Source organism: Mesorhizobium sp. BHscii (genome assembly GCF_053848065.1).
In genome coordinates this window covers 48,717-70,484 of record NZ_JBSPKW010000001.1, presented here as the reverse complement: position 1 = coordinate 70,484, position 21,768 = coordinate 48,717, and the positions used below count along the sequence as shown (strand labels likewise).

General features: G+C 63.4%; 21 protein-coding genes. 6 read left to right on the top strand and 15 right to left on the bottom strand.

Going from position 1 to position 21,768, the window contains the following annotated elements; genetic code table 11:
• Positions 1-174: 174 nt before the first annotated feature.
• Positions 175-1,089 (bottom strand): DMT family transporter, encoded by a 915-nt coding sequence (locus ACWTU7_RS00365; RefSeq protein WP_095519621.1) that lies wholly within the window; start codon positions 1,087-1,089, stop codon positions 175-177.
• Positions 1,090-1,853: 764 nt separating this feature from the next.
• On the opposite strand from ACWTU7_RS00365, the gene ACWTU7_RS00360 reads away from it, so the two are divergent.
• Positions 1,854-2,360: an OsmC family protein gene (locus tag ACWTU7_RS00360; protein ID WP_029354416.1), complete on the top strand. Its 507-nt coding sequence runs from the start codon at positions 1,854-1,856 to the stop codon at positions 2,358-2,360.
• Between the two features lie 15 nt (positions 2,361-2,375).
• Here ACWTU7_RS00360 and ACWTU7_RS00355 read toward each other — a convergent pair whose 3' ends face one another.
• The 14 genes from ACWTU7_RS00355 to ACWTU7_RS00290 form a co-directional block, all read right to left on the bottom strand.
• A complete protein-coding gene (locus ACWTU7_RS00355) occupies positions 2,376-2,579 on the bottom strand; it encodes a hypothetical protein (protein WP_029354411.1) in 204 nt (67 codons plus the stop codon).
• Positions 2,580-2,702: 123 nt separating this feature from the next.
• Positions 2,703-3,332, bottom strand: coding sequence for a hypothetical protein (locus ACWTU7_RS00350; RefSeq protein WP_455837290.1), 630 nt, complete (start codon positions 3,330-3,332; stop codon positions 2,703-2,705).
• An 81-nt stretch (positions 3,333-3,413) separates the two neighbouring features.
• Positions 3,414-4,160, bottom strand: coding sequence for an SDR family NAD(P)-dependent oxidoreductase (locus ACWTU7_RS00345; protein WP_455837289.1), 747 nt, complete (start codon positions 4,158-4,160; stop codon positions 3,414-3,416).
• Positions 4,161-4,270: 110 nt separating this feature from the next.
• Entirely contained in the window at positions 4,271-5,740 is a 1,470-nt protein-coding gene (gene purF, locus ACWTU7_RS00340) for an amidophosphoribosyltransferase (RefSeq protein ID WP_029354408.1), read from the bottom strand.
• Positions 5,741-5,818: 78 nt separating this feature from the next.
• Positions 5,819-6,472 (bottom strand): CvpA family protein, encoded by a 654-nt coding sequence (locus ACWTU7_RS00335; protein ID WP_455837288.1) that lies wholly within the window; start codon positions 6,470-6,472, stop codon positions 5,819-5,821.
• A gap of 27 nt (positions 6,473-6,499) precedes the next feature.
• Positions 6,500-7,903 carry a DNA repair protein RadA gene (gene radA, locus ACWTU7_RS00330; protein ID WP_455837287.1) on the bottom strand — a complete coding sequence of 468 codons (1,404 nt, stop codon included), beginning with the start codon at positions 7,901-7,903 and terminating at the stop codon, positions 6,500-6,502.
• A 230-nt stretch (positions 7,904-8,133) separates the two neighbouring features.
• Positions 8,134-9,624, bottom strand: a complete 1,491-nt coding sequence (locus ACWTU7_RS00325; RefSeq protein ID WP_065009846.1) for a replicative DNA helicase — start codon at positions 9,622-9,624, stop codon at positions 8,134-8,136.
• A gap of 248 nt (positions 9,625-9,872) precedes the next feature.
• On the bottom strand, positions 9,873-10,835 hold the full coding sequence (locus ACWTU7_RS00320) for a small ribosomal subunit Rsm22 family protein (RefSeq protein ID WP_455837286.1): 963 nt from the start codon (positions 10,833-10,835) through the stop codon (positions 9,873-9,875).
• A gap of 3 nt (positions 10,836-10,838) precedes the next feature.
• On the bottom strand, positions 10,839-11,162 hold the full coding sequence (locus tag ACWTU7_RS00315) for a YnfA family protein (RefSeq protein WP_455837285.1): 324 nt from the start codon (positions 11,160-11,162) through the stop codon (positions 10,839-10,841).
• 85 nt (positions 11,163-11,247) lie between these two features.
• Positions 11,248-12,537 carry an SAM-dependent methyltransferase gene (locus ACWTU7_RS00310; protein ID WP_095519615.1) on the bottom strand — a complete coding sequence of 430 codons (1,290 nt, stop codon included), beginning with the start codon at positions 12,535-12,537 and terminating at the stop codon, positions 11,248-11,250.
• Positions 12,538-12,814: 277 nt separating this feature from the next.
• Complete coding sequence (gene rplI, locus ACWTU7_RS00305) at positions 12,815-13,399, bottom strand: 50S ribosomal protein L9 (protein ID WP_127313498.1); 585 nt, start codon at positions 13,397-13,399, stop codon at positions 12,815-12,817.
• A gap of 266 nt (positions 13,400-13,665) precedes the next feature.
• Positions 13,666-13,914, bottom strand: a complete 249-nt coding sequence (gene rpsR, locus ACWTU7_RS00300) for a 30S ribosomal protein S18 (protein WP_006203718.1) — start codon at positions 13,912-13,914, stop codon at positions 13,666-13,668.
• Positions 13,914-14,408, bottom strand: coding sequence for a 30S ribosomal protein S6 (gene rpsF / locus ACWTU7_RS00295; protein WP_029354402.1), 495 nt, complete (start codon positions 14,406-14,408; stop codon positions 13,914-13,916). The genes rpsR and rpsF overlap by 1 nt, the downstream gene beginning before the upstream one ends.
• A 301-nt stretch (positions 14,409-14,709) precedes the next feature.
• Positions 14,710-16,635 (bottom strand): LTA synthase family protein, encoded by a 1,926-nt coding sequence (locus tag ACWTU7_RS00290; protein ID WP_455837284.1) that lies wholly within the window; start codon positions 16,633-16,635, stop codon positions 14,710-14,712.
• Between the two features lie 267 nt (positions 16,636-16,902).
• On the opposite strand from ACWTU7_RS00290, the gene fabD reads away from it, so the two are divergent.
• From fabD to mltG, 5 genes are all read left to right on the top strand, one after another.
• Positions 16,903-17,844: an ACP S-malonyltransferase gene (gene fabD / locus ACWTU7_RS00285; protein WP_455837283.1), complete on the top strand. Its 942-nt coding sequence runs from the start codon at positions 16,903-16,905 to the stop codon at positions 17,842-17,844.
• 59 nt (positions 17,845-17,903) lie between these two features.
• Positions 17,904-18,641 carry a 3-oxoacyl-[acyl-carrier-protein] reductase gene (gene fabG / locus ACWTU7_RS00280; RefSeq protein WP_352955456.1) on the top strand — a complete coding sequence of 246 codons (738 nt, stop codon included), beginning with the start codon at positions 17,904-17,906 and terminating at the stop codon, positions 18,639-18,641.
• Between the two features lie 189 nt (positions 18,642-18,830).
• Positions 18,831-19,067, top strand: coding sequence for an acyl carrier protein (locus ACWTU7_RS00275; protein WP_006203723.1), 237 nt, complete (start codon positions 18,831-18,833; stop codon positions 19,065-19,067).
• 34 nt (positions 19,068-19,101) lie between these two features.
• Positions 19,102-20,364, top strand: a complete 1,263-nt coding sequence (fabF, locus tag ACWTU7_RS00270; RefSeq protein ID WP_455837282.1) for a beta-ketoacyl-ACP synthase II — start codon at positions 19,102-19,104, stop codon at positions 20,362-20,364.
• A gap of 102 nt (positions 20,365-20,466) precedes the next feature.
• The gene (gene mltG / locus ACWTU7_RS00265; RefSeq protein WP_287338161.1) at positions 20,467-21,705 is read left to right on the top strand and encodes an endolytic transglycosylase MltG; all 1,239 of its coding nucleotides are present in this window, start codon (positions 20,467-20,469) and stop codon (positions 21,703-21,705) included.
• Positions 21,706-21,768 lie beyond the last annotated feature (63 nt).

The following is a 21,768-nucleotide window of genomic DNA, read 5'->3' as shown; positions in this document are numbered from 1 at the left end:
GATCTGGCCGAGCCGTTTCAGTGAGGATCTCTCTTCCGTCGTACCAAAAGAACTCTCGCAAAAGAAAAGCCGACCTTGCGGTCGGCTATAGGTTAGACGGGCCGAGGGGTTTGGGGGACTTGGGATGACCCGTCGGCCTAAACAATGCCTGAACCCGATGATGGTTCCATGACTTTATAAATTTATTTCAGGGGCAGATTTTTCACCCGCAGAACGCTGCCTCGCCGCCTGCCAGTCGCGCCCGGCATGGGCGAACACCGCGCAGAGCACGATGGCGCCGCCGATCATGCTGGCGGCAGGCGGGACCTCGGCCAGGAACGCGAAGGCGAACAGGATCGCGAACGGTACCTCAGCCGAGCCCAGCAGGCCGGATTCGGCGGCCGGGATGAGCCTCGCGCCCTCGGTCCACAGAATAGAGGCCAGCGCGAACGACATGCCGAAGGCGACGAGCAGCGCTGCGTCTCTGGCTGAGACCGCCAATGGATCGGTGACGAACCAGCCGAGCACGAACAAAAGGAATGCCGACACTGCCCCGGCCCACACCACAGGCGTGTCGCGGAAAGCGCGCACCATGATCATGTAGAGCGCGCTGCCGATTGTCATCAGCAGCGCCAGCCCGTCGCCGAACAGATGGCCGGTGCCGAAGCCGGACCAGACCATGATCGCCACACCGCAGAGCGACACGGCGGCGGCGGCAAGCGTCTGCAGCCGGAAGCGCTCACGAACCAGCACGAAGGCAAGCAGCGCGGTGACAAACGGTGCGGTGGCGTAGATGATCGCGACATTGGCGACGAAGGTGAACTTGAACGCCGAGATGAAGGCGATGCTGGCGAGCGCGCCCTCGACCGCCAACAGCCAGCCGCGCCAGCCGAGGCGCAGGCTTTCACGCCTGCCGGAGCGGCGGCGCCGCCAAAGCACATAGAGGGTGATCAGGATCGAGCCGACAAAGCCGCGCCAGCAGGTGATGGTCAGCGGGTCGGCATGGATCGACTTGGTCAACACGCCGGTGAGGCCGAACACTGCCGCCGACGCCGAGACCAGGATGATGCCAAGGGTGCGCTCGGCGGCGGTGTCGGTGGTGCCTGGCATGCTTAGGGATCCCGTCATTTCGCCAGACTATGCTGCCTTGTCCTGACACCGTACCGTCAGTAGTGGTTGCCGCATCGTTGCCGATGATCAGCACGGCGGCCGCGACGATCAGGGCCACGGCGTACGCTACACGGGCGAAACCCTGCGCGGCGCTACGCCAGCGGTGAGCTTGCGTTAGGGCAGGGTTGGCGGCTGGGTATCCCGTCCGGCCAATGCGGCTGAACAGGACTTAGTTGCGCAACTCGATTCATCTCATCAAGCCGATGCGTCAGTTCGATACGAAGTGACTATCGCACGGCTCCCGGCGGAGCACGCCGTGAACATCACTGTTGACTCGGCCCCTGAGTCAGCCCCGATAGAAAGGCGGTCAAAAGCAACAAGGTGATTCATGGGCTCTTCCGCCCAGTTCCTGAACGCATCCGAAGCCGCCGGCCGGCTCGGTGTGTCGGCCATTATCGCGCAGGCGCGTGCCATCCTCTGCCCGCCAATCACAGTCCTCCAACGTACGTTGCCCTGTACCCCGGCACTCTCGGCTATGAGGCCGTCGCCACGTGCCTGGCCTCACCCGAGGTACGGGCTCGGACGGACGGCGTCATCGCGTGGGCGCCCCCAGGTCGCATGAAAAGTCATCAGGTCTGACGACGCAGCAATGTCTGGACAGCTTGTCACTCCGATCCAAATGTCATGAAATCGAGGTTTAGCCCGTACCGGTTCCATTCGAGTATCGTGACGAGCGATGAAAATGACGGTCGAAAGGATTCGAGATGGACGCCACGGGACTGAAGGCCATGCAGGCGCCGCTCAAGGAGGCCTATCGCGATGACGCATCGCGCGCGCTGATCACGCTTCGGGCCAAGGGCTCGATCGACGACCAGTCGATCGCCTGTAAGGTCGAGACGGGCAGGGCGCTCGCCGTTGCCGGTCTGCATCCGGCTACCGGCGGTTCGGGGCTCGAATTGTGCTCGGGCGACATGCTGCTGGAGGCTCTGGTCGCTTGCGCCGGCGTGACGCTGAAGGCAGTGGCAACGGCGCTGGAGTTCAAGCTCGGCGCCGCCACGGTGGAGGCCGAAGGCGATCTCGATTTTCGCGGCACCTTAGGTGTGGCAAGAGATGCGCCGGTCGGTTTCCGCGCCATCCGGCTGAATTTCGGCCTCGACACCGACGAGCCACAAGAGCGCGTCGACTCGTTGCTCAAGCTGACCGAACGCTACTGCGTGGTGTTTCAGACCATCAATACCAGGCCGGAACTGACGGTCAGTGCGAAGTGCTGAAACGCGCGCCGCCGGCTACTCACTTTCGCCCTCGTCGGCGAACGGCGAGGCGCTCGGCACACACTGCACCGACCAGCCGGCCGGCGTCGGCTGCTTCTGATATTCGGTGATGGCGGAGGTGCACTGTTCGCGGGTGTCGAACGTGCTGGGCAGCACCACCATGCCGCCTTGCGGACCGGCAATCACCAGATACCAGACCAACGCTACGCTCGAAGCCATGGAAATTTCCTCGCTTATTGTGGCAGTCGGGCGATCCTATCAACTCCGGGCGATCGGCGAAAGCGCGGCCGGGGCGGTGGTTCGCATCACAGCCGTGCGATGTCCTGTGTTTGTTGGAACAGCTCAGTTCACGGCAAAGCAGTAGAACAGGCCATCGCCGCCGGTGCTCCTCAGCGCCTCCTGACTGCACCCGCCGCGTGAAGCGTGCGAGGAATTCCACGATTTGGCGGCGGCCGAATCGTCGAGACCCATGCGGTCGTGATGGCCCGTCATTGCCGCACCTTCTGCTCCGCTGAGCATCCAGTCGCCGCAGGTTTGGTCGGCGATTTTCGTGCCGTCCGGATTGGAGCCGGTCAGCACGTCGTGCCGGTTGGGCTTATCGCCGCGGCCGTTGACCACTTCACCCTTTTCGTCGAGCGCGGTCTGCTTGGTGATGGCGTTGGCATCGCTATGCAGCGAAGCGATATCGTTGGCGATCTTGACGCCCTTGGCGTTGAACCACGGTCCCTTGCCGATGCGATCGCGTGCGTCGGTGTCGCTGGTCGAGAGATAGGCGCGCCATGTTTTACCGGTAATGCCGGCCGCTTCGGCCAGCGACCCGCAATGCGCATCGGCACCCGCAAGGCCGCCGAGATCTGCGCCCTTGCCGGAGCCGACGCTGGTGACGAAGAAGCTCATTGTCGCATCCTGCGAGGATGCAACGCCGATGGCTGCTAGCGATGCAGCGGCGGTGACGAGAAGCAGCTTGCGCATGGTGGTCCTCCGTTTGCGAACGTTTGGCATTCCAACAACGTCGGTGGCGGTGCAATTCTTCCGCCAAATTGCGCGATGCGTCTACTCCGGCTGCCGGTAGGCAACAAAGCGGTTGTGCCTGGCCTGGAAGATCAGCCCGGTTTCCCTAAGCGCAGGGCTGGCCAGCGGCACGATGCGTTTGGCGATCTCCTGGGGATGCGGCAGCGTTTCCGGGTCCTCGCCGGGCACTGCCTGCGCCCGCATGGCGGTGCGGGTGGCGCCGGGGTCGGCGGCATTGACCCTGAGGGCCAAGTTTTCGGTCTCATGCGCCCAGGAACGCATCATGGTCTCGACCGCCGCCTTCGACGCCGCATAGGGCGCCCAGAAGGCTCGCGCCGAATGGGCGGCGTTGGAGGAAAGCACGATGGCGCGGCCGGCATCGGAGAGCCTGAGCAACGGATCGACCGAGCGGATCAGTCGCCATGTCGAGGTGACGTTGATGGTCATCACCTTTTCGAAGGTCTTGGCCTCGACATGACCGATCGGCGAGATGACGCCGAGCACCGCCGCGTTGGCGACCAGGACATCGAGCTTGCCCCAGCGCTCGTGGATGGCGCCGCCCAGCCGGTCGATGCCGGCCATGTCGGCGAGATCGAGCGGCACAAGGGTGGCTTGTCCGCCCGTTGCCTTGATCTGGTCGTCGAGTTCCTCTAGTCCGCCGACGGTGCGGGCAACCGCGATGACATGCGCTCCGGCGGCGGCAAGTTCCAGGGCGATGAAGTAGCCGATGCCGCGCGAGGCACCGGTGACGACCGCGACGCGGCCGGAAAGGTCGAGGGCAGGGGTCACCGGGCAGCTCCGAAGGTTAGCGCTCTATGATGTCCAGCAGACAGAGGGGCGCGACACAGCAATCGCGACGAAATTTGCAAACCGGCGAAATTCGCGGGTTCCAGCTAGACCTACGCCCCGCCCGCCGCCAGCAGCGACAGCGTGCGCACATTGTCCGAACCTTCGAAGTCGGCGAGCCGGGTCGGATATTGCCCGGTGAAGCAGGCGTCGCAGAATTGCGGCTGCTCATTGTCGCGACCGGCCTCGCCGACGGCGCGGTAAAGCCCGTCGATCGACAGGAATCCAAGCGAATCGACGCGGATAAACTCGGCCATCTCTTCCACCGACATGCGCGACGCCAGCAGCTTTGACTTTTCCGGCGTGTCGACGCCGTAGAAGCAGGAGGCGCGCGTCGGCGGCGAGGCGATGCGCATGTGCACTTCCTTGGCGCCGGCATCGCGCACCATCTGCACGATCTTCTGGCTGGTGGTGCCGCGCACGATCGAATCGTCGACCAGCACCACGCGCTTGCCTTCGATCATGCGGCGGTTGGCGTTGTGCTTGAGCTTGACACCCATGTGGCGGATCGAATCGCCAGGCTGGATGAAGGTGCGGCCAACATAGTGATTGCGGATAATGCCGAGCTCGAACGGGATGCCCGCGGCCTGCGAAAAGCCGATCGCCGCCGGGGTGCCGCTGTCCGGCACCGGCACGACGATGTCGGCATCGACTGGGCTTTCCAGCGCCAGCTCCGCGCCGATGCGCTTGCGCACCTCGTAGACGTTGCGGCCTTCGACCGATGAATCCGGGCGTGCGAAATAAACATATTCGAAGATGCAGAAGCGGGTCTTCTGCGGCTCGAACGGAAACAGGCTCTCGATGCCCTTTGTGGTGACGACGACCATCTCGCCGGGCTTCAGGTCGCGCACGAAACGGGCGCCGATGATGTCGAGCGCGCAGGTTTCGGAAGCCAGGATCCAGGCGCCGTCGAGATCGCCGAGCACCAGCGGGCGAATGCCGAGCGGATCACGGCAACCGATCATCTTCTTGGAAGTCATCGCCACCAGCGAGAAGGCGCCTTCGACTTGGCGCACCGCATCGATGAAGCGCGAGTTGAGATCGCGTTCCCTGCTGGTGGCGACCAGATGCAGCAGCGTCTCGGTGTCGGAGGTCGACGAGAAGATCGCGCCTTGTTTCTGCAGCGCGCGCTGCACCGTCATGGCGTTGGTGAGGTTGCCGTTGTGGGCGACGGCGAAGCCGCCGTCGGCGAGCTCGGCGAAAAACGGCTGGATGTTGCGCTGGCCGGCGCCGCCTGTGGTGGCGTAGCGCGTGTGGCCGATCGCGCGGTTGCCTTGCAGGCTGTCGATGACGCGCTGCTTGGTGAAGGTGTCGCCGATCAGGCCGACATGATGTTCGACATGGAACTGGGTGCCGTCATAGGAAACGATACCGGCCGCTTCCTGGCCGCGATGCTGCAACGCATGCAGGCCGAGCGTGACGATAGCCGCGGCGTCCTGCCGGCCAAAAATACCGAAGACACCGCATTCGTCATGGAAATGATCGTCAGCTTCGGCGGAAAGCACGTCGTCTGCGTCTGCCATCTTCAGCTCCGCTAAAGTCGCTATATAGTGTGATGACTGCCCGAGAGCAACGTAGAGTTTGCGGCTTTCACATGATCGTCAGTTTGCCGGCGCCGGATTGGCCGGTGCATTGTCGGCCGGTGGCGCGTCGGTCGCGCTCCCGTCGAGCGCCGGAGCATCGTCGCCGGCTGCCGGTGCGTCCGCCGCCGGAGGCGTCTCGGCTCCGGTCTCGGGTGCCGGCTGATTCGGATTGAGCCTGTTGAGGATCGCGTTCTCCGGATCCTCGGGCAGCAGGCTTTCGAGCTTGGCGCCGATCGATTCGAGCAGCGGCCGCGACTTGGCGTTTGCGACCCAGCCCGGAGCCTTGGGGCCGGCCAGCCAGTTGAAGAACAGCAGGGCCACCGCGACGACCAGGATGCCGCGCGCCGCGCCATAGAGGAAACCGAGCGTGCGGTCGAGCGCGCCGACCCTGGAATCGATGATCCAGTCGGCGAGTTTCATGGTGATGACGGAGACGACAATCAGCGCGACAATGAAGACGATGCCGGCGGCCACCACCATGGCAATCTTCTCATTGTCGACATAGGGCTGAACGTAAGGCAGGACCGGTTGGTAGAAGAAGAACGCCGCAGCCGCCGCCGCTATCCAGGAGACGACGGAGAGGATCTCGCGCGAAAGGCCGCGAACCATGGCGAGCATCGCCGAGACCAAGGTGAAGCCGACGAGAATTCCGTCAAGCAGCGTAATCGGCATGTCTTTTGCCCCACTTCATGAGCCGCGTCACTCTTGCTCGTCGGCGCGGCTGCGCCGTGAGCCGGCTATGCGCGCCACGAGATCGGCAAGCTCGGTGGGCTGGAAAGCGCCGGCCCCTATCCCCCCGGCAAGTTCCTCGCTGCCCAAGGGCAGAACCGCGCTTCCAAAACCCAGCTTTTCGGCTTCCTTCAGGCGCTGCTGCGCGTGCGCAACCGGCCTCACGGCGCCCGAAAGGCTGATTTCGCCGAAATAGACGCAATCGGCGGGAAGGGCAAGACCGGTGAGCGAGGAAACCAGTGCGGCCGCTACCGCCAGATCGGCAGCCGGCTCCGAGATACGGTAGCCGCCGGCGACGTTGAGATAGACGTCATGGGTGCCAAAGCGGACGCCGCAATGAGCTTCGAGCACGGCGAGGGTCATCGACAGCCGGGCGCCGTCCCAACCGACGACGGCGCGGCGCGGCGTGCCCAGCGACGACGGCGCCACCAGCGCCTGGATCTCGACCAGCACCGGCCTTGTGCCTTCCATGCCGGCGAAAACCGCGGCGCCCGGCGCTTTCGCGTGGCGTTCGCCGAGAAAAAGCTCGGACGGGTTGGCGACCTCGCGCAGGCCCATATCAGACATTTCGAAGACGCCGATCTCGTCGGTCGGTCCGAAGCGGTTCTTGACCGTGCGCAGGATGCGGTAGTGGTGGCCGCCTTCGCCCTCGAAATAGAGCACTGCGTCGACCATATGCTCGACGACGCGCGGCCCGGCGATCTGGCCTTCCTTGGTGACGTGACCGACGAGCACGATCGCCGCACCCGTGGATTTCGCATAGCGGATCATCGCCTGGGCGGCGGCACGCACCTGGGTGACGGTGCCGGGAGCCGAATCGGCCATGTCGGTCCACAAGGTCTGGATCGAATCCAGAATCACCAAATCCGGCCGCTTGCCGTCGGCGATGGTGGCGAGAATGTCCTCGACATTGGTTTCGGCGGCAAGCTCCACCGGAGTATCGGCGACGCCGAGCCGCTGCGCACGCAGCCTGATCTGGGCAACCGCCTCTTCGCCCGAGACATAGACGATGCGGTGGCCCTTGGACGCCAGCGCTGCGGCAGCCTGAGTGAGCAGCGTCGACTTGCCGATGCCGGGATCGCCGCCGACCAGCAGGGCCGAGCCGCGCACGAAACCGCCGCCGGTGGCGCGGTCGAGTTCGCCGATGCCGGAGACGATGCGCGGCGCATCCTCGATATCGCCGGACAAAGTCGTCAGCACCACGGCACGGCCCTTGCGCGCATTGCGGGTGTTGGCTGGACCCGAGCCGATGCCGCCGGACGTGCCTTCCTCGACCAGCGTATTCCACTCGCCGCAGGCATCGCATTTGCCGGCCCAGCGCTGATGCACCGAACCGCAATTCTGGCAGATGAACTGGATGCGCGATTTGGCCATCAGTCTGATGACGCTCCAAAGCGGCCGGAGGCTGGTGATCCTGCCCACCCCCCTCTGTCCTGCCGGACATCTCGCCCGCAAGGGGGGAGATTGGATGTCGCCATCGCTTTGGCCAATCGCTGACGTTGCAGGAAGAGCAACGCCGGCAAAGCTGCCGATCTCCCCCCTTGCGGGGGAGATGGCCGGCAGGCCAGAGGGGGGTGTGACGGAGCGCGGCGGTAAGTCAAAAACTACTCAAACCTCTCCGCAATATGATGCTCCTCGGCGAGGTCGGAGAAGCGGGTGAACTCGCCCTGGAAGGCGAGGCTGACTGATCCGGTCGGCCCATGACGCTGCTTGGCGACGATGACCTCGGCCTTGCCGCGCATCTCGTTCATCTCGTTTTCCCATTTGATGTATTCGTCGGTGCCGGGCTTCGGCTCGCGGTTCTTCAGATAGTATTCCTCGCGGTAGACGAACATCACCACGTCGGCGTCCTGCTCGATCGAACCGGATTCGCGCAGATCCGAGAGCTGAGGGCGCTTGTCGTCACGGCTTTCGACTTGGCGCGACAGCTGCGACAGCGCGATGATCGGCACGGCAAGCTCTTTGGCCAGCGCCTTCAGGCCGGTGGTGATTTCGGTGATCTCCTGCACGCGGTTCTGTGAGGATTTGGCGCTCGATCCCTGCATCAGCTGGATATAGTCGATGACGATGACGTCGAGGCCGCGCTGGCGTTTCAGCCGCCGCGCGCGCGCTGATAGCTGGGCGATCGAGATGCCGCCGGTCTGGTCGATGAACAGCGGGATCTTCTGCATGGTCTGCGAACAGGCGACCAGCTTTTCGAAGTCCATCTCGCTGATCTCGCCGCGGCGGATTTTCGACGACGGGATTTCGGTCTGTTCGGAAATGATGCGGGTGGCGAGCTGTTCCGACGACATTTCGAGCGAGAAGAAGCCGACGACGCCGCCATTGGCCGCCTTGAACGAGCCGTCGGCCTGTTGTGCCGGCACATAGGCTTCGGCGATGTTGAAGGCCATGTTGGTGGCAAGCGAGGTCTTGCCCATGCCGGGGCGGCCGGCGATGATGATCAGATCGGATGGCTGCAGGCCGCCCATGCGGCGGTCGAGATCGCGCAAGCCCGTGGCGACGCCCGACAAATGCCCGTCGCGCATATAGGCGGCGTTGGCCATGTCGACGGCGGTTTTGACCGCATCGGTGAAGCTCTCGAAGCCGCCATCGTAGCGGCCGGTCTCGGCCAGTTCGAACAGGCGCCGTTCGGCATCCTCGATCTGCTCGGACGGCGACATATCGACCGGCGCATCGTAGGCGATGTTCACCATGTCCTCGCCGACGGTGATCAGTGCGCGTCGCGTGGCGAGATCGTAGATGGCGCGGCCGTAGTCGGCGGCGTTAACCACGGTGACCGCCTCGACGGCCAGCCGCACGACATACTGCGCAACCGTCATGTCGCCGACCTTCTCGTCGGCAGGCAGGAAGGTCTTCAGCGTGATCGGTGTCGCAATCTTGCCCATACGGATGAGTTCGGCGGCGACTTCGAATATTTTTCTATGCAGCGGCTCGTAAAAATGGCCGGATTTCAGGAAATCCGAGACGCGGTAGAAAGCATCGTTATTGACGAGGATGGCGCCGAGCAGCGCCTGCTCAGCTTCGATGTTGTTCGGTGCCTCGCGATAGAGCGGTGTTTCCGCCACGCCGAATTTTCGTGCTGCCTCTGCCATGATGTCCCCGATTTCGATCCCGGCTCCTCGATATCAGAATGGGAAAAATCAGTGCTGACTTATCTGCAACAGTCCCTGTCCAACCGGCTTTGATGCCCGCTGTTCACAGGAACGATAAACCATCCACAGGACGGAATTCCGGGGTTCTGATTCTATTTGACTCGGCAAGGTCGCGATTCTACGCAATGCATTGAACAAATCAAGAACAAAATTGAAGAAAGAAGCTGTGCCGAGAATCGACGCTGATCTTAGCCGGTGTCGCCCCAGTCGAGCCGTCGCGCCAGCCTGAACGCATCGCCGTCGCGCTTGGTGAACAGTTTTTCGCCAGCGCTGCCGTCCTTTTCGCAAAGCTTGAGCAGAACTTTACCGGAACCGGATTTCGGCGGCGCGATCACCCGCGCGGCGCGGGATGGGGCAGCTTGCCGTGAGGCAGCGATGTAGATGAATTTCTCATCCTCCCATGGCACGTCGGCGTCTTTGGCCAGCCGGTGCAGGCGCGAACGCGCGACACGGCGCGAAAAATGGCACCAGTCGGGCGGCACGAGCGGGCAGGGAGCCTCATGCGGGCAAGGCGCAAGCACATGCGCGCCCGCCTCGACCAGCTGCCGGCGCACGGCAAGGATGCGCTGCCATCCGGCCGGCGTGCCCGGCTCGACGACCAGCAGCGTGTCGTCGGTCAGGTGCCAGAGCCGGTCGATGAGTTTTGGCAGCGACGCCGGTCCGATCTCGTCCAGCACATAGGCGCAGGTGACCAGCTCGGCCGGCTTGAGATCGGCGAGATCGAGGGTGACATCGCCGGCCAGCCAGGCGACCCTGGCCGTCATCGCCTCAGTGGCAAGCGCCTCGCCGACCCGGCGCACCGCGGCGCTCGCCTCGATGAGCACCGCCTGCTGGAGGTCGGGCCAGATATCGAGCGCGGCCCAAAGCACCGTACCAGGGCCGGCGCCTATATCGAGCAGGGTTTTCGGAGCATAATCGGGTCTTGCCTCGCTGAGCGCATCGAGGCTGGCACGGACGGCGGCATAGGTCGCCGGCAGCCGCGTCGCCAGATAGGCCTTGACCGCCATCTCCTCGGCCATGTGCAGACGGCCGTCGCGCAGTTCGGCGCGGTAGCGGTCCGACAGCGTTTTTGCCGCTTGCTTCAGCGTCGGCAGCGGTACTTTTTCGAGGAGGCGCTCGACGCCCTGTCGAAGTGGGATAGGCAGTTCCATAGCTCACGCCCCCCGAGGCGCAAGCAGGATGACCGAGGCGCCAAGGATGCAGAGCGCGGAACCGGCAAGGTCCCAGCGGTCGGGGCGCACGCCTTCCACCAGCCACAGCCATCCGAGCGAGGCAGCGATGTAAATGCCGCCATAGGCGGCATAGGCGCGACCCGCCGCGCTGACGTCTACCAGCGCCAGCAGGAAGCCGAACAATGCGAGCGAGGCCAGGCCTGGCGCCAGCCACAACGGCGACTTTTCCAGCCGCCACCACCCCCAGACCGAAAAGCAGCCGGCGATCTCGGCAAGGGCAGCAACGATGTAGATGAGATAGGTCATGAAAAAAGGTCTCGCGGCGACGACGAGACCTTTTTCAGCGTGCGGGCCGGCAAAGGCAAGCCGCAATGGGGCGATCGCCGGCGGTCTATTCCATATCCGCTACCTTGCGCCGCCGCGCGGGCTTGGCGGTAACGGCTTTTGGGCGATGTCCCATGTCGCGCATCTCCAGCGCCTTCTCGCATTTGGCCATATAGTCGCGAGACATCGGCAGCGTGTCGTTCTTCTTGGCGATCTGGATTTGGAAGATCACCAGATCCTGCCAGCGGAAGGCGGCTTCCGAGGCTGCTAGGTAGAACTCCCACATGCGGCAGAAACGCTCGTCGTAAATCGCCTTGGCCTTGTCGCGGTTGGCGGCGAAGCGCTCGCCCCAGTGTTTCAGCGTGTCGGCATAATGCAGCCGCAGGATTTCGATGTCGGTGACGATGAGGCCCGACTTTTCGATCGCCGGCATCACTTCCGAGAGCGAGGGGATATAGCCGCCCGGGAAGATGTATTTGCGGATGAAGGCGCTGGTTGCCCACGGCACGCCGGAGCGGCCGATCGTGTGCAGCAGCATGACGCCGTCCGGCTTCAAGAGCGTCGCCGATTTGTCGAAGAAGGTGCGGTAGTGATTGACGCCGACATGCTCGAACATGCCGACCGAGACGATGCGGTCGAAGCGCTCGTTGAGCTCGCGGTAATCTCTCAATTCGAAATGCACGCGGTTTTCCAGGCCTTGCGCATGGGCGCGGTCGGTGGCGACGCCATGCTGCTCGGTCGACAACGTCACACCTTGCACGTCTACGTCGAAGGACTTGGCGAGATAGAGGCCGAGCCCGCCCCAGCCGGAGCCGATGTCGAGCACCGTCTGACCGGCCTTCAGCCTGAGCTTGGCGGCGATGTGGCGTTTCTTGGCGGCCTGCGCCTCATCGAGCGTCATGTCCGGCTGCTCGAAATAGGCGCAGGAATACTGCATGTCCTCGTCGAGGAAGAGCCGGTAGAGCTCGCCCGATAGATCATAGTGGCGCTGCACGTTACGGCGCGCGCGCGCCGCCGTGTTGATCTGCTGCAGGCGGCGGAAGGCGTGGCGCAGGCCCTCGATTGCCTTCGACCAGGTGGCATCGATGCCGCCGCTACCCATGTTCTGGAAAGCGATACGCATCACCCCCAGCACGCCACCCTCGAGTATGTCGAGTTCGCCGTCCATGTAGGCCTCCGGCACCGCCAGCATCGGATCGAAGGTGATGGCGCGCTCGGCATGCGCGGTCTTGATGTGCATGTGCACCGGATCGCCAGTGCCATCGCCGAAAATCACCGAGAGGCCTTTCGGTCCGGTGACTTTGAGATTGCCGGTGCGCACCAGGCGGTCGAGAATGCGTTTCAGCAGAATATTCATGACCAATATCCCCTCTCGGCCAGACACGCTGTCTCGGCGCACGACCCCGAAAATCGGATTCGATTTTCGGAAAGGATCATGCGCCAAACCGAAGTTCTACAGCTTCATTTGCGCGTCCAAAGGACGCGCGGCGCTGTAGTCTGCCTCAACATATAGGGGTTCGAAAAGTTCCTTTTGGCACAAAAATGCCCAGGCGAGGGGCCCGGGCATTGGTCCAGAAATGACTGGAAGCCGACGAAACGTTTTAAAGCGCCGCTCTGACGCCTTGTGAGTGCAATCAGCCGTTGTCTTCGCCGCCTTCGAACTCGGCATTGGGATCGAAGAAGTTGTCCGGGCGCGCATTGTCGTTGATGTCGTCGCCATAGATAGCTTCGGCTGTGGTCAGCGTCTCGCCCTTGGCCTGGCGCTCGGCTTCGTCGGCGGTGCGGGCGATGTTGAGCGTAATGGTGACCTCGACTTCCGGATGCAGCGCGATCGCCACATTGGTAAGGCCGATGGTCTTGATCGGCTGGTTGAGCAGGATCTGGTTGCGGTTGACCGAAAAGCCTTCCGCCGTCAAAAGCTCTGCGATGTCGCGGGTCGACACCGAGCCGTAGAGTTGGCCGGTTTCGCCGGCCGAACGTACGGCGATGAAGCTCTTGCCGTCGAGCTTTTCCGAAATCTGCATGGCCTCGGACTTGCGCTCGAGGTTGCGGGCTTCGAGCTGGGCGCGCTGGCCTTCGAATTTCTTCTTGTTGGCTTCGTTGGCGCGCAGCGCCTTGCCCTGCGGCAGCAGGAAATTGCGGGCGAATCCATCCTTGACCTTGACGGTATCGCCCATCTGACCGAGGCGGGAAACGCGCTCGAGAAGAATGACGTCCATAGTTTTGTTCCTTCGTTTGGGCGCCAATCACTGGGATCGACGCCGAATTGTCTGGAACAGGTCAGGAAGCTGAGGGCGTTGCCGCCTATGTCGCTGTCCTGCCTGTCGCGGCAGTTAGAGGTCTTCACCTCAACCCGGGATTTTCAATGCATGTCGCCCAAAAGTGGCCCCGGTTTTGGGACAACGACATGCATCAATCAAGTTCAACCCTGCGGCGCCCGTCGCCGTTGGGAAGAGCGGGCGGCGAACCGCCCGCTGAAAGAGTGTTAGCGAACCACGTAGGGCAGCAGTCCGAGGAAGCGGGCGCGCTTGATCGCCTTGGCGAGTTCGCGCTGCTTCTTCTGGCTGACGGCGGTGATGCGCGACGGCACGATCTTGCCGCGCTCGGAAATGTAGCGCTGCAGAAGACGTACGTCCTTGTAGTCGATCTTGGGCGCGTTGGCTCCGGAGAACGGGCAGGTCTTGCGGCGGCGATGGAACGGGCGCCGGGTCGGGATCTGGTTGATGTCGACCATTATTCTGCACCCCCTTCAACACCTTCGCGCGGACGGCGCGGACCACGATCTGCACCGGCATCGCCACCGAAGCTGCGCGGCGGGCGATCGCCACGGTCGCCGCGATCGCGGTCGCCGAACGAGCGTGGGCCGCGGTCACGGTCGCCGAAGCCGCCGCGTTCCGAGCGCTCTTCGCGCTTCTGCATCATCGCCGACGGGCCTTCCTCATGTGCATCGACCTTGATGGTGAGGAAACGCAGCACATCCTCGGACAGGCCCATCTGGCGCTCCATCTCGTTGAGCGCGGCCGGCGGGCAGGTGATGTCCATCAGCGTATAGTATGCCTTCCGGTTCTTGTTGACCCGGTAGGTGAGGGACTTCAGTCCCCAGTTCTCGACCCGGCCGACGGACCCGCCATTCGCGGAGATGACGCCCTTGTACTGTTCGACAAGCGCATCGACCTGCTGCTGCGAGAGGTCCTGCCGGGCAAGAAACACATGTTCGTAAAGAGCCATATTGTTCTTTGCCTTTCTTCGTTTCTCTCCCGGTTCCCGCGGCAAAAGCCTCTGCAACTTCTCTGACCCGCCGATCCTAGAAGGGGGCGGGGAAGAAAGGAGCATGACGAGACGGTCGAGAGCGGAGACACGGGAGGCGGAAGCGCTTCTGGCTCCACACGAAGGTTTTCGAAAAACCTCCGGCCCTCCGTTCAGCCCCCAGCAAGGACCGGCAGATTGCGGGCGTCTATACAGGAATTTGACCGCAAGGCAAGGGCGAGCCGAAAACCCGCCGCTCCAAGGGCGATACGTCGCGGCATCTTCAGCTTGTATGCGGGACGCGCTTGTTCACCGTTTCCGGGAAGAAATCGGGCGCCGCATGGCGCTTGCCGAACATCATGTCGTATTGCAGCAGACGGAAATCGCGAATGGCCGGATCGATCTTCTTCTGTCGCGCCCAGTCGGGCGTGCCCTCGCCCGTCGGCGTCATCAACAAATTACGATCGACGACGCTGTAGCGCTCGCGCATCTGGCCGAGGAAGCCGGTGTAATAGGGATGGCTGATCCCGGCCGTGGTCAGGATATGGTAGGGCAGGAAAGCCGGACTTACCGCGCCCATGTCCGCGGCCGGCCCAGTGCGGTTCGACCATACGACCAGCGGCGTCTGGTGATGCAGCAGCATCTGGTCAGGCGGCTCTTTGCGCGGCGCGACATTATCTTTAAGGAAGCCGGTCTCGACATAGACCGGGCCGAGCGGCGGCAGATGGTCGCCGAAGAAGGCGATGACTGTCGGCCGTTGGCGGTTCTTCGCCCATTCGACAAGGCGCTCGAGGCTCTTATCGGCGTCGGATGCACCCTCGGTGAAGCTCAGCAGTGAATCCTTTGCCCACTGGCTGGTCGGCGCCTGCACCTTGTGGGTCGGATTGTAGTAGCGATTCGGCTCGTAGGGTCCGTGATTCTGCAGGCTGACGGCGAAGAAGAAGAGCGGATCGTCGGTGGCATCGGCCTCGCGGATGATCTCGTCGGTCATCGCCGCGTCCGAGGCCAGCGGGCCGCGCTTTTCGAGATATGGCATATTTTCTTCCGACTTGAAGTCGTCGAAGCCGAAATCCGCATAGACCGGCGTGCGGTTCCAGAACCAGCTCGTGCCCGGATGGATGGCGCGCGTCTCATAGCCCTGGCTCTTCAGGAACGTCGCCATCGACGGCACCGGCGCGCGGACATATTGCTGGTAGGGGATGCTGCCGGCCGGCAGGAAGGCGTTGGAAAAGCCGGTCAGCGCCTCGAATTCGACATTGGCGGTCATGCCGCCGAATTCGGGTGAGAACATGTAGCCCGAGCGCAGCGCCCGCACAGTGGGAATCGGATCGGGCGTGATGTTGACGCCGGGCAGTTCGGTCGGATCCCAGAAGGATTCGCTCATGACGATGATGATGTCGGGCTTCTCGGCCGGCACCGAGGCCGTCACGTCAGGCCTGTCGATCGCTGCAATCGACTTGTCGGAGTAGCCGGCAGGCGCCGAGACATGCGCCATCGGTACGTTGAGCGCGAAGGCGAGCGCGAAGCCATTGGAGGCGTAGTTTTCCTTCTGGTCCCACATGATCGGGATGATCTGCAGCCGGTCCCGCGTCCACGAGAAGGTCGCGTAATCCATGATCGAGACGAAGAAGGCGAGCAACGGCACGGTCAGCGTCAGCCGGGCCAGGCGACCCTTGCGGCTGAGCGCCGGTACCCGGCGGCGCCAGAGCCGCCAGCCATAAACGAGCAGCGACAGGCTGCCAACGATTCCGATCGCCAGAGCGATGGCGGTTCCCGGACGTTCGCGCACCAGCAGCGGCATCAGCGCCACGATCTGGCGTGAATAGAGGAAATCGGTCGGATAGAGCGGATCGCCGAGATAGAGCGATTTCTGATGGCCGACAAAGGCCAGCGCCAGCGTCAGCGGCGCGACGATCATCAGGCTCTGGTGGCTGCGGCCGAGCACGGCGTCGAGGCCGATCAGGATGAGCGCGAAGATGATGATGGTGGTCCAGCCCGGCTTGAAGGGCTGCAGGAAGAAAGCGACGGTGCCGGCAAAGTCGCCGCGCACGATCAGTTCGATCGCAAAAACCAGGATGGTGGCGGCGAGAAGGCTGACGAGGCCATAGCGGATAACAGGCCATTTCCGGCCCGGCAGATAGCCGGTGGCCGGATCGCCTTCCAGAAACTGTGGCGCGGCTTTGCCAACGCCTTTCCTAGTCCTTGCCACCTTACAACTCCCCCGACCATACACAAAAGTGTCATTGAGCTGTCATCGATATGTCACGAAAAGCTAACGCCTGTGGCTGAAATAAGAAGAGCCAGCAAACGAATCGTGAGCGATTTTCATCATGAGTGATCGAAAAAAAGCCTTTTGGAACAGGTACTCGGCCAGCGGTACCGAGCCGGAGCGACCCGCGTCGGGCTGCCAGCGGACTTGACTTGCCCGCCCGCCTTGCGTCACAGGCAGGAAAAATCAGCCGCTTGGGAGCCACACATGGCCGTCGCATTCACCTTTCCGGGACAGGGCAGCCAGGCTGTCGGCATGGGCAAGGACCTCGCGGACGCCTTTCCGGAATCGCGGAATATCTTCGAAGAGGTCGACGAGGCGCTTGGCGAAAACCTGTCGAAGCTGATCTGGGAAGGGCCGGAAGAGAGGCTGACGCTGACCGCCAATGCCCAGCCGGCGCTGATGGCTGTGTCGCTCGCCGCGATCCGGGCGCTGGAATCGCGCGGCCTCTCGCTGAGGGACAAGGTCGCCTATGTCGCCGGCCACTCGCTCGGCGAATATTCGGCACTTGCCGCCGCCGGTTTCGTTTCGGTGGCCGATGCGGCCCGGCTCTTGCGTATCCGCGGCAATGCCATGCAGGCGGCTGTGCCGGCCGGTGAAGGCGCCATGGCGGCGATCATCGGGCTGGAACAGGCCGATGTCGAAGACGCCTGCGCTGAAGCGGCCAAAGGTTCAGTTTGCCAGATCGCCAACGACAATGGCGGTGGCCAACTGGTGATCTCCGGTGCCAGCGCGGCGGTCGAACTGGCGGCGAGACTGTGCATGGAAAAGGGCGCCAAGCGGGCGCTGATGCTGCAGGTCTCGGCGCCCTTCCATTCGGCGCTGATGGCACCGGCGGCCGAGGTCATGCGCGAAGCATTGGCCGAAGTCACGAAGAACGCGCCGTTCGTGCCCGTGGTCTCCAACGTGTCGGTCACTCCGTCCAGCGATCCGGACGCAATCGCCCGCCGTCTGGTCGAACAGGTGACCGGCCGCGTGCGCTGGCGCGAAACGGTGGAATGGTTCGGCGCGAATGGCATTGCGACGCTTTACGAGGTGGGCGCCGGCAAGGTGCTGTCGGGACTGGCGCGGCGCATCAACCGCGATATGGCCACCGGCGCCGTCGGCACGCCGGCGGATGTCGACGCAGCGCTGGCGGCGCTCGCATAACCAATCGAGATTCGACCCCGCCCGTGGAGGGTGTTCTCTCTTAGATCAGGAGACAAGACATGTTCGAATTGACCGGCCGCAAGGCCCTCGTCACAGGCGCATCGGGAGGCATCGGCGAGGCGATCGCCAGGGTGCTGCATGCGCAGGGCGCCATCGTCGGCCTGCACGGCACCCGCGTCGAAAAGCTGGAGACGCTGGCGGCCGAACTCGGCGACCGGGTCAAGCTGTTCCCGGCGAACCTTTCCAATCGCGACGAGGTCAAGGCGCTCGGCCAGAAGGTCGAGGCCGATCTCGAAGGCGTCGACATTCTCGTCAACAATGCCGGCATCACCAAGGACGGTCTGTTCGTACGCATGGCGGACGCCGACTGGGATACGGTGCTCGAGGTCAATCTGACCGCCGTGTTCCGGCTGACCCGCGAACTCACCCATCCGATGATGCGGCGCCGGCATGGCCGCATCATCAACATCACCTCCGTGGTTGGCGTCACCGGCAATCCCGGCCAGACCAATTACTGCGCCTCCAAGGCCGGCATGATCGGCTTTTCCAAGTCGCTGGCGCAGGAGATCGCCACCCGCAATATCACGGTCAACTGCGTCGCCCCCGGCTTCATCGAATCGGCGATGACCGACAAGCTCAACGACAAGCAGAAAGAGGCGATCATGGCGGCGATCCCGACACGGCGCATGGGCACCAGCGCCGAAGTCGCTTCGGCCGTCGCCTATCTCGCTTCCAACGAAGCTGCCTATGTCACCGGCCAGACCATTCACGTGAATGGCGGCATGGCGATGATTTGACAGTTGCGGGAAAACACCCCTTTTCGCCTTGGACCCAGGCCGATTTTCGTGTAATGCGGCCCGCAACCCGGCGGTTCGGGCAAAAACCGGTCCGGTGCCGTTGCCTTTCCGACAGGACCATCTTTCAGCTTGATTAGCGGCATTCCGCCCGCTAACGAAGACAGACAAACAAAAGACGAGGATGCCCAAATGAGTGACACCGCAGAGCGCGTCAAGAAGATCGTTATCGAGCACCTTGGCGTCGATGCCGACAAGGTGACGGAGCAGGCGAGCTTCATCGATGATCTGGGCGCGGACAGTCTCGACACGGTCGAACTCGTCATGGCGTTCGAAGAAGAATTCGGCGTCGAGATCCCGGACGATGCGGCCGAAACCATCCTGACTGTTGGCGATGCGGTGAAGTACATCGATAAGGCTTCGGCCTGACGCTATTTGCAGTCACCAGCGAGGAGGACCTGCGATGAGGCGTGTCGTCGTCACGGGCCTTGGGCTGCTTTCGCCGTTCGGCGTGGGTTTCGAGCATGGCTGGAAGGAGCTTCTGACCGGCCGCAGCGCAGCCAAGCGCATCACCGAGTTCGAGGTGGAGGATCTTGCCTGCAAGGTCGCCCACGTCGTTCCCCGCGGCAATGGTGAGAACGCCACCTTCAATCCCGAGGCCGTTCTCGAGCCGAAGGAACTGCGCAAGATCGGTGACTTCATCCTCTACGGGATCGCGGCCGCCGACGAGGCGCTGCAGGATTCGGGGTGGGCGCCGAAGTCCCATGAGGAGCAGTGCGCCACCGGCGTGCTGATCGGCTCCGGCATCGGCGGCATCGAAGGCATCGCCGAGAACGCGATGATCCTGAAGGAGCGCGGTCCGCGCCGCATCAGCCCGTTCTTTATCCCCGGCCAGATCATCAATCTCGTCTCCGGTCAGGTTTCGATCCGGCATGGGCTGAAAGGCCCCAACCACGCCGTCGTCACCGCTTGCTCCACTGGCGCGCATGCCATCGGCGATGCAGCTCGGCTGATCATGTGGGGCGATGCCGACGTGATGGTCGCAGGCGGCGCGGAAGCGCCGGTGACCCGGCTGTCGATCGCCGGTTTCGCCGCTTGCCGGGCGCTGTCGACCGACCGCAACGAAGCTCCGGAAACGGCCTCGCGTCCCTATGACCGTGACCGCGACGGCTTCGTCATGGGCGAGGGCGCCGGCGTCGTCATTCTGGAGGAGCTGGAACACGCCAAGGCGCGCGGCGCCAAGATCTATGCCGAGGTCATCGGTTACGGCTTGACCGGCGATGCCTATCACATCACCGCGCCGGCCGAAGATGGCGACGGCGCCTTCCGCTGCATGGTTGCGGCGCTGAACCGGGCCAAGCTGACGCCCGCAGACGTCGACTACATCAATGCGCACGGCACCTCGACCATGGCCGACACGATCGAGCTCGGCGCGGTCGAGCGGCTGGTCGGCAATGCTGCGTCGAAAATATCGATGTCGTCGACCAAGTCGTCGATAGGCCATCTTCTGGGTGCAGCGGGCGCCGCCGAGGCGATCTTTTCGATCCTCGCCATTCGCGACAACATCGCGCCGGCCACCATCAATCTCGACAACCCGGAGCGAGAGACGGCGATCGACCTGGTGCCGCACAAGCCGCGCTCCCGCCAGATCGACGTGGCGCTGTCCAATTCCTTCGGCTTCGGCGGCACCAACGCCTCGCTGGTCTTCCAGCGCTACAATGGCTGACCGGTCCGCCGGCCGGCATGGCGTATGCGTGCCGTCAATTTTGCCATATTCGCCCCTACTCTGCCCAAGGGGATTCGTTGCAAGACCAAACGGTAGGGCGCCATGAACACGAATGCGGCGGACAACGGGGAATTCGGGCAACGGTCCACACCGTCGAGTCCGATTGTGCCGAAGACGGCCAGCGAGGCATTGCGGCCCGAAGCCGGCACGCCACCGCCCAAGCGCTCGCGCGCCTCGCGCAGCCAGTTCGTCGTGTTCATGAACTTCGTCATCTCCTTGGTGATGCTGTTGATTCTGGCGGCCGGTTTTGCATTGTATTTCGGCAAGCAGGAATTCAACGAGCCCGGCCCGTCTGCCAATGCCGACACCTTTCTGGTCAAGCCGAACACCGGCGTCCAGGAAATTGCAGAGCAGCTCGAGCGGCGCGGACTGATCAGCGACGCGCGCATCTTCCGCCTTGGCGTGCGTGCCTTTGGCAATGATTCTGCCCTGAAGGCCGGCGAATACGAGATCAAGCCGCAGGCCTCCATGCGCGACATCATGGAGTTGCTGAAGAGCGGCAAGTCGGTGATGTATTCGCTGACCGTCCCCGAGGGACTGACGGTCGAGCAGGCGCTGCAGCGCATCGCCGAGCAGGCAGCGCTCGACGGCGATATGCCGGCGACCATTCCACCCGAGGGCAGCCTTGCTACCGACACGCTGCGTTTCACCCGCGGCGCGACACGCCAGCAGATGGTCGACAAGCTTTTGGCGGATCAGAAGAAGCTGGTCGAGGAAGTCTGGCAGCGGCGCGCCCCCGATCTGCCTCTGGCCAGTGTGGATGACTTCGTCACCCTGGCTTCGATCGTCGAGAAGGAGACGGGCAAGGGCGACGAACGCTCACGGGTCGCCGCGGTCTTCCTCAACCGGTTGGCCAAGGGCATGCGGCTGCAGTCCGATCCGACCATTATCTACGGCCTGTTCGGCGGCAAGGGCAAACCCGCCGACCGCCCAATCTATCAGTCGGACATCAAAAAGCCGACGCCCTACAACACTTATCTGATCAACGGCTTGCCGCCGACGCCGATCGCCAATCCCGGCCGTGCGGCACTGGAAGCCGTCGCCAATCCGTCGAAGACCGACGACCTGTATTTCGTTGCCGACGGCACCGGCGGTCATGTCTTTGCCGCGACGCTCGCCGAGCACAACGAGAACGTCGCCCGCTACCGGGCGCTGCAGAAGAAGCTGGCCGATGACGCTGCCAAGGCCGGAACTGCCAAGGCCGACGCCGCCAAGGTGGAAGGTCAGACCGATGCGCCGGTGGACGGCGGCGACGATGGCGACGCGGGAGCGGCGCAGTAGCGCCGGACGGTTCTGGGATCGTCCCTCCGATTCGTTTGACGGCAGGGACGTGCTGATTTTGTG

Excerpts from the sequence above, each read along its gene's own strand:
- ACWTU7_RS00365 (WP_095519621.1), bottom strand. The coding sequence starts at position 1,089 with ATGCCAGGCACCACCGACACCGCCGCCGAGCGCACCCTTGGCATCATC.
- ACWTU7_RS00360 (WP_029354416.1), top strand. The coding sequence starts at position 1,854 with ATGGACGCCACGGGACTGAAGGCCATGCAGGCGCCGCTCAAGGAGGCC.
- ACWTU7_RS00355 (WP_029354411.1), bottom strand. The coding sequence starts at position 2,579 with ATGGCTTCGAGCGTAGCGTTGGTCTGGTATCTGGTGATTGCCGGTCCG.
- ACWTU7_RS00350 (WP_455837290.1), bottom strand. The coding sequence starts at position 3,332 with ATGCGCAAGCTGCTTCTCGTCACCGCCGCTGCATCGCTAGCAGCCATC.
- purF (WP_029354408.1), bottom strand. The coding sequence starts at position 5,740 with ATGGCAGACGCAGACGACGTGCTTTCCGCCGAAGCTGACGATCATTTC.
- ACWTU7_RS00335 (WP_455837288.1), bottom strand. The coding sequence starts at position 6,472 with ATGCCGATTACGCTGCTTGACGGAATTCTCGTCGGCTTCACCTTGGTC.
- radA (WP_455837287.1), bottom strand. The coding sequence starts at position 7,903 with ATGGCCAAATCGCGCATCCAGTTCATCTGCCAGAATTGCGGTTCGGTG.
- ACWTU7_RS00325 (WP_065009846.1), bottom strand. The coding sequence starts at position 9,624 with ATGGCAGAGGCAGCACGAAAATTCGGCGTGGCGGAAACACCGCTCTAT.
- ACWTU7_RS00320 (WP_455837286.1), bottom strand. The coding sequence starts at position 10,835 with ATGGAACTGCCTATCCCACTTCGACAGGGCGTCGAGCGCCTCCTCGAA.
- ACWTU7_RS00315 (WP_455837285.1), bottom strand. The coding sequence starts at position 11,162 with ATGACCTATCTCATCTACATCGTTGCTGCCCTTGCCGAGATCGCCGGC.
- ACWTU7_RS00310 (WP_095519615.1), bottom strand. The coding sequence starts at position 12,537 with ATGAATATTCTGCTGAAACGCATTCTCGACCGCCTGGTGCGCACCGGC.
- rplI (WP_127313498.1), bottom strand. The coding sequence starts at position 13,399 with ATGGACGTCATTCTTCTCGAGCGCGTTTCCCGCCTCGGTCAGATGGGC.
- rpsR (WP_006203718.1), bottom strand. The coding sequence starts at position 13,914 with ATGGTCGACATCAACCAGATCCCGACCCGGCGCCCGTTCCATCGCCGC.
- rpsF (WP_029354402.1), bottom strand. The coding sequence starts at position 14,408 with ATGGCTCTTTACGAACATGTGTTTCTTGCCCGGCAGGACCTCTCGCAG.
- fabD (WP_455837283.1), top strand. The coding sequence starts at position 16,903 with ATGGCCGTCGCATTCACCTTTCCGGGACAGGGCAGCCAGGCTGTCGGC.
- fabG (WP_352955456.1), top strand. The coding sequence starts at position 17,904 with ATGTTCGAATTGACCGGCCGCAAGGCCCTCGTCACAGGCGCATCGGGA.
- ACWTU7_RS00275 (WP_006203723.1), top strand. The coding sequence starts at position 18,831 with ATGAGTGACACCGCAGAGCGCGTCAAGAAGATCGTTATCGAGCACCTT.
- fabF (WP_455837282.1), top strand. The coding sequence starts at position 19,102 with ATGAGGCGTGTCGTCGTCACGGGCCTTGGGCTGCTTTCGCCGTTCGGC.
- mltG (WP_287338161.1), top strand. The coding sequence starts at position 20,467 with ATGAACACGAATGCGGCGGACAACGGGGAATTCGGGCAACGGTCCACA.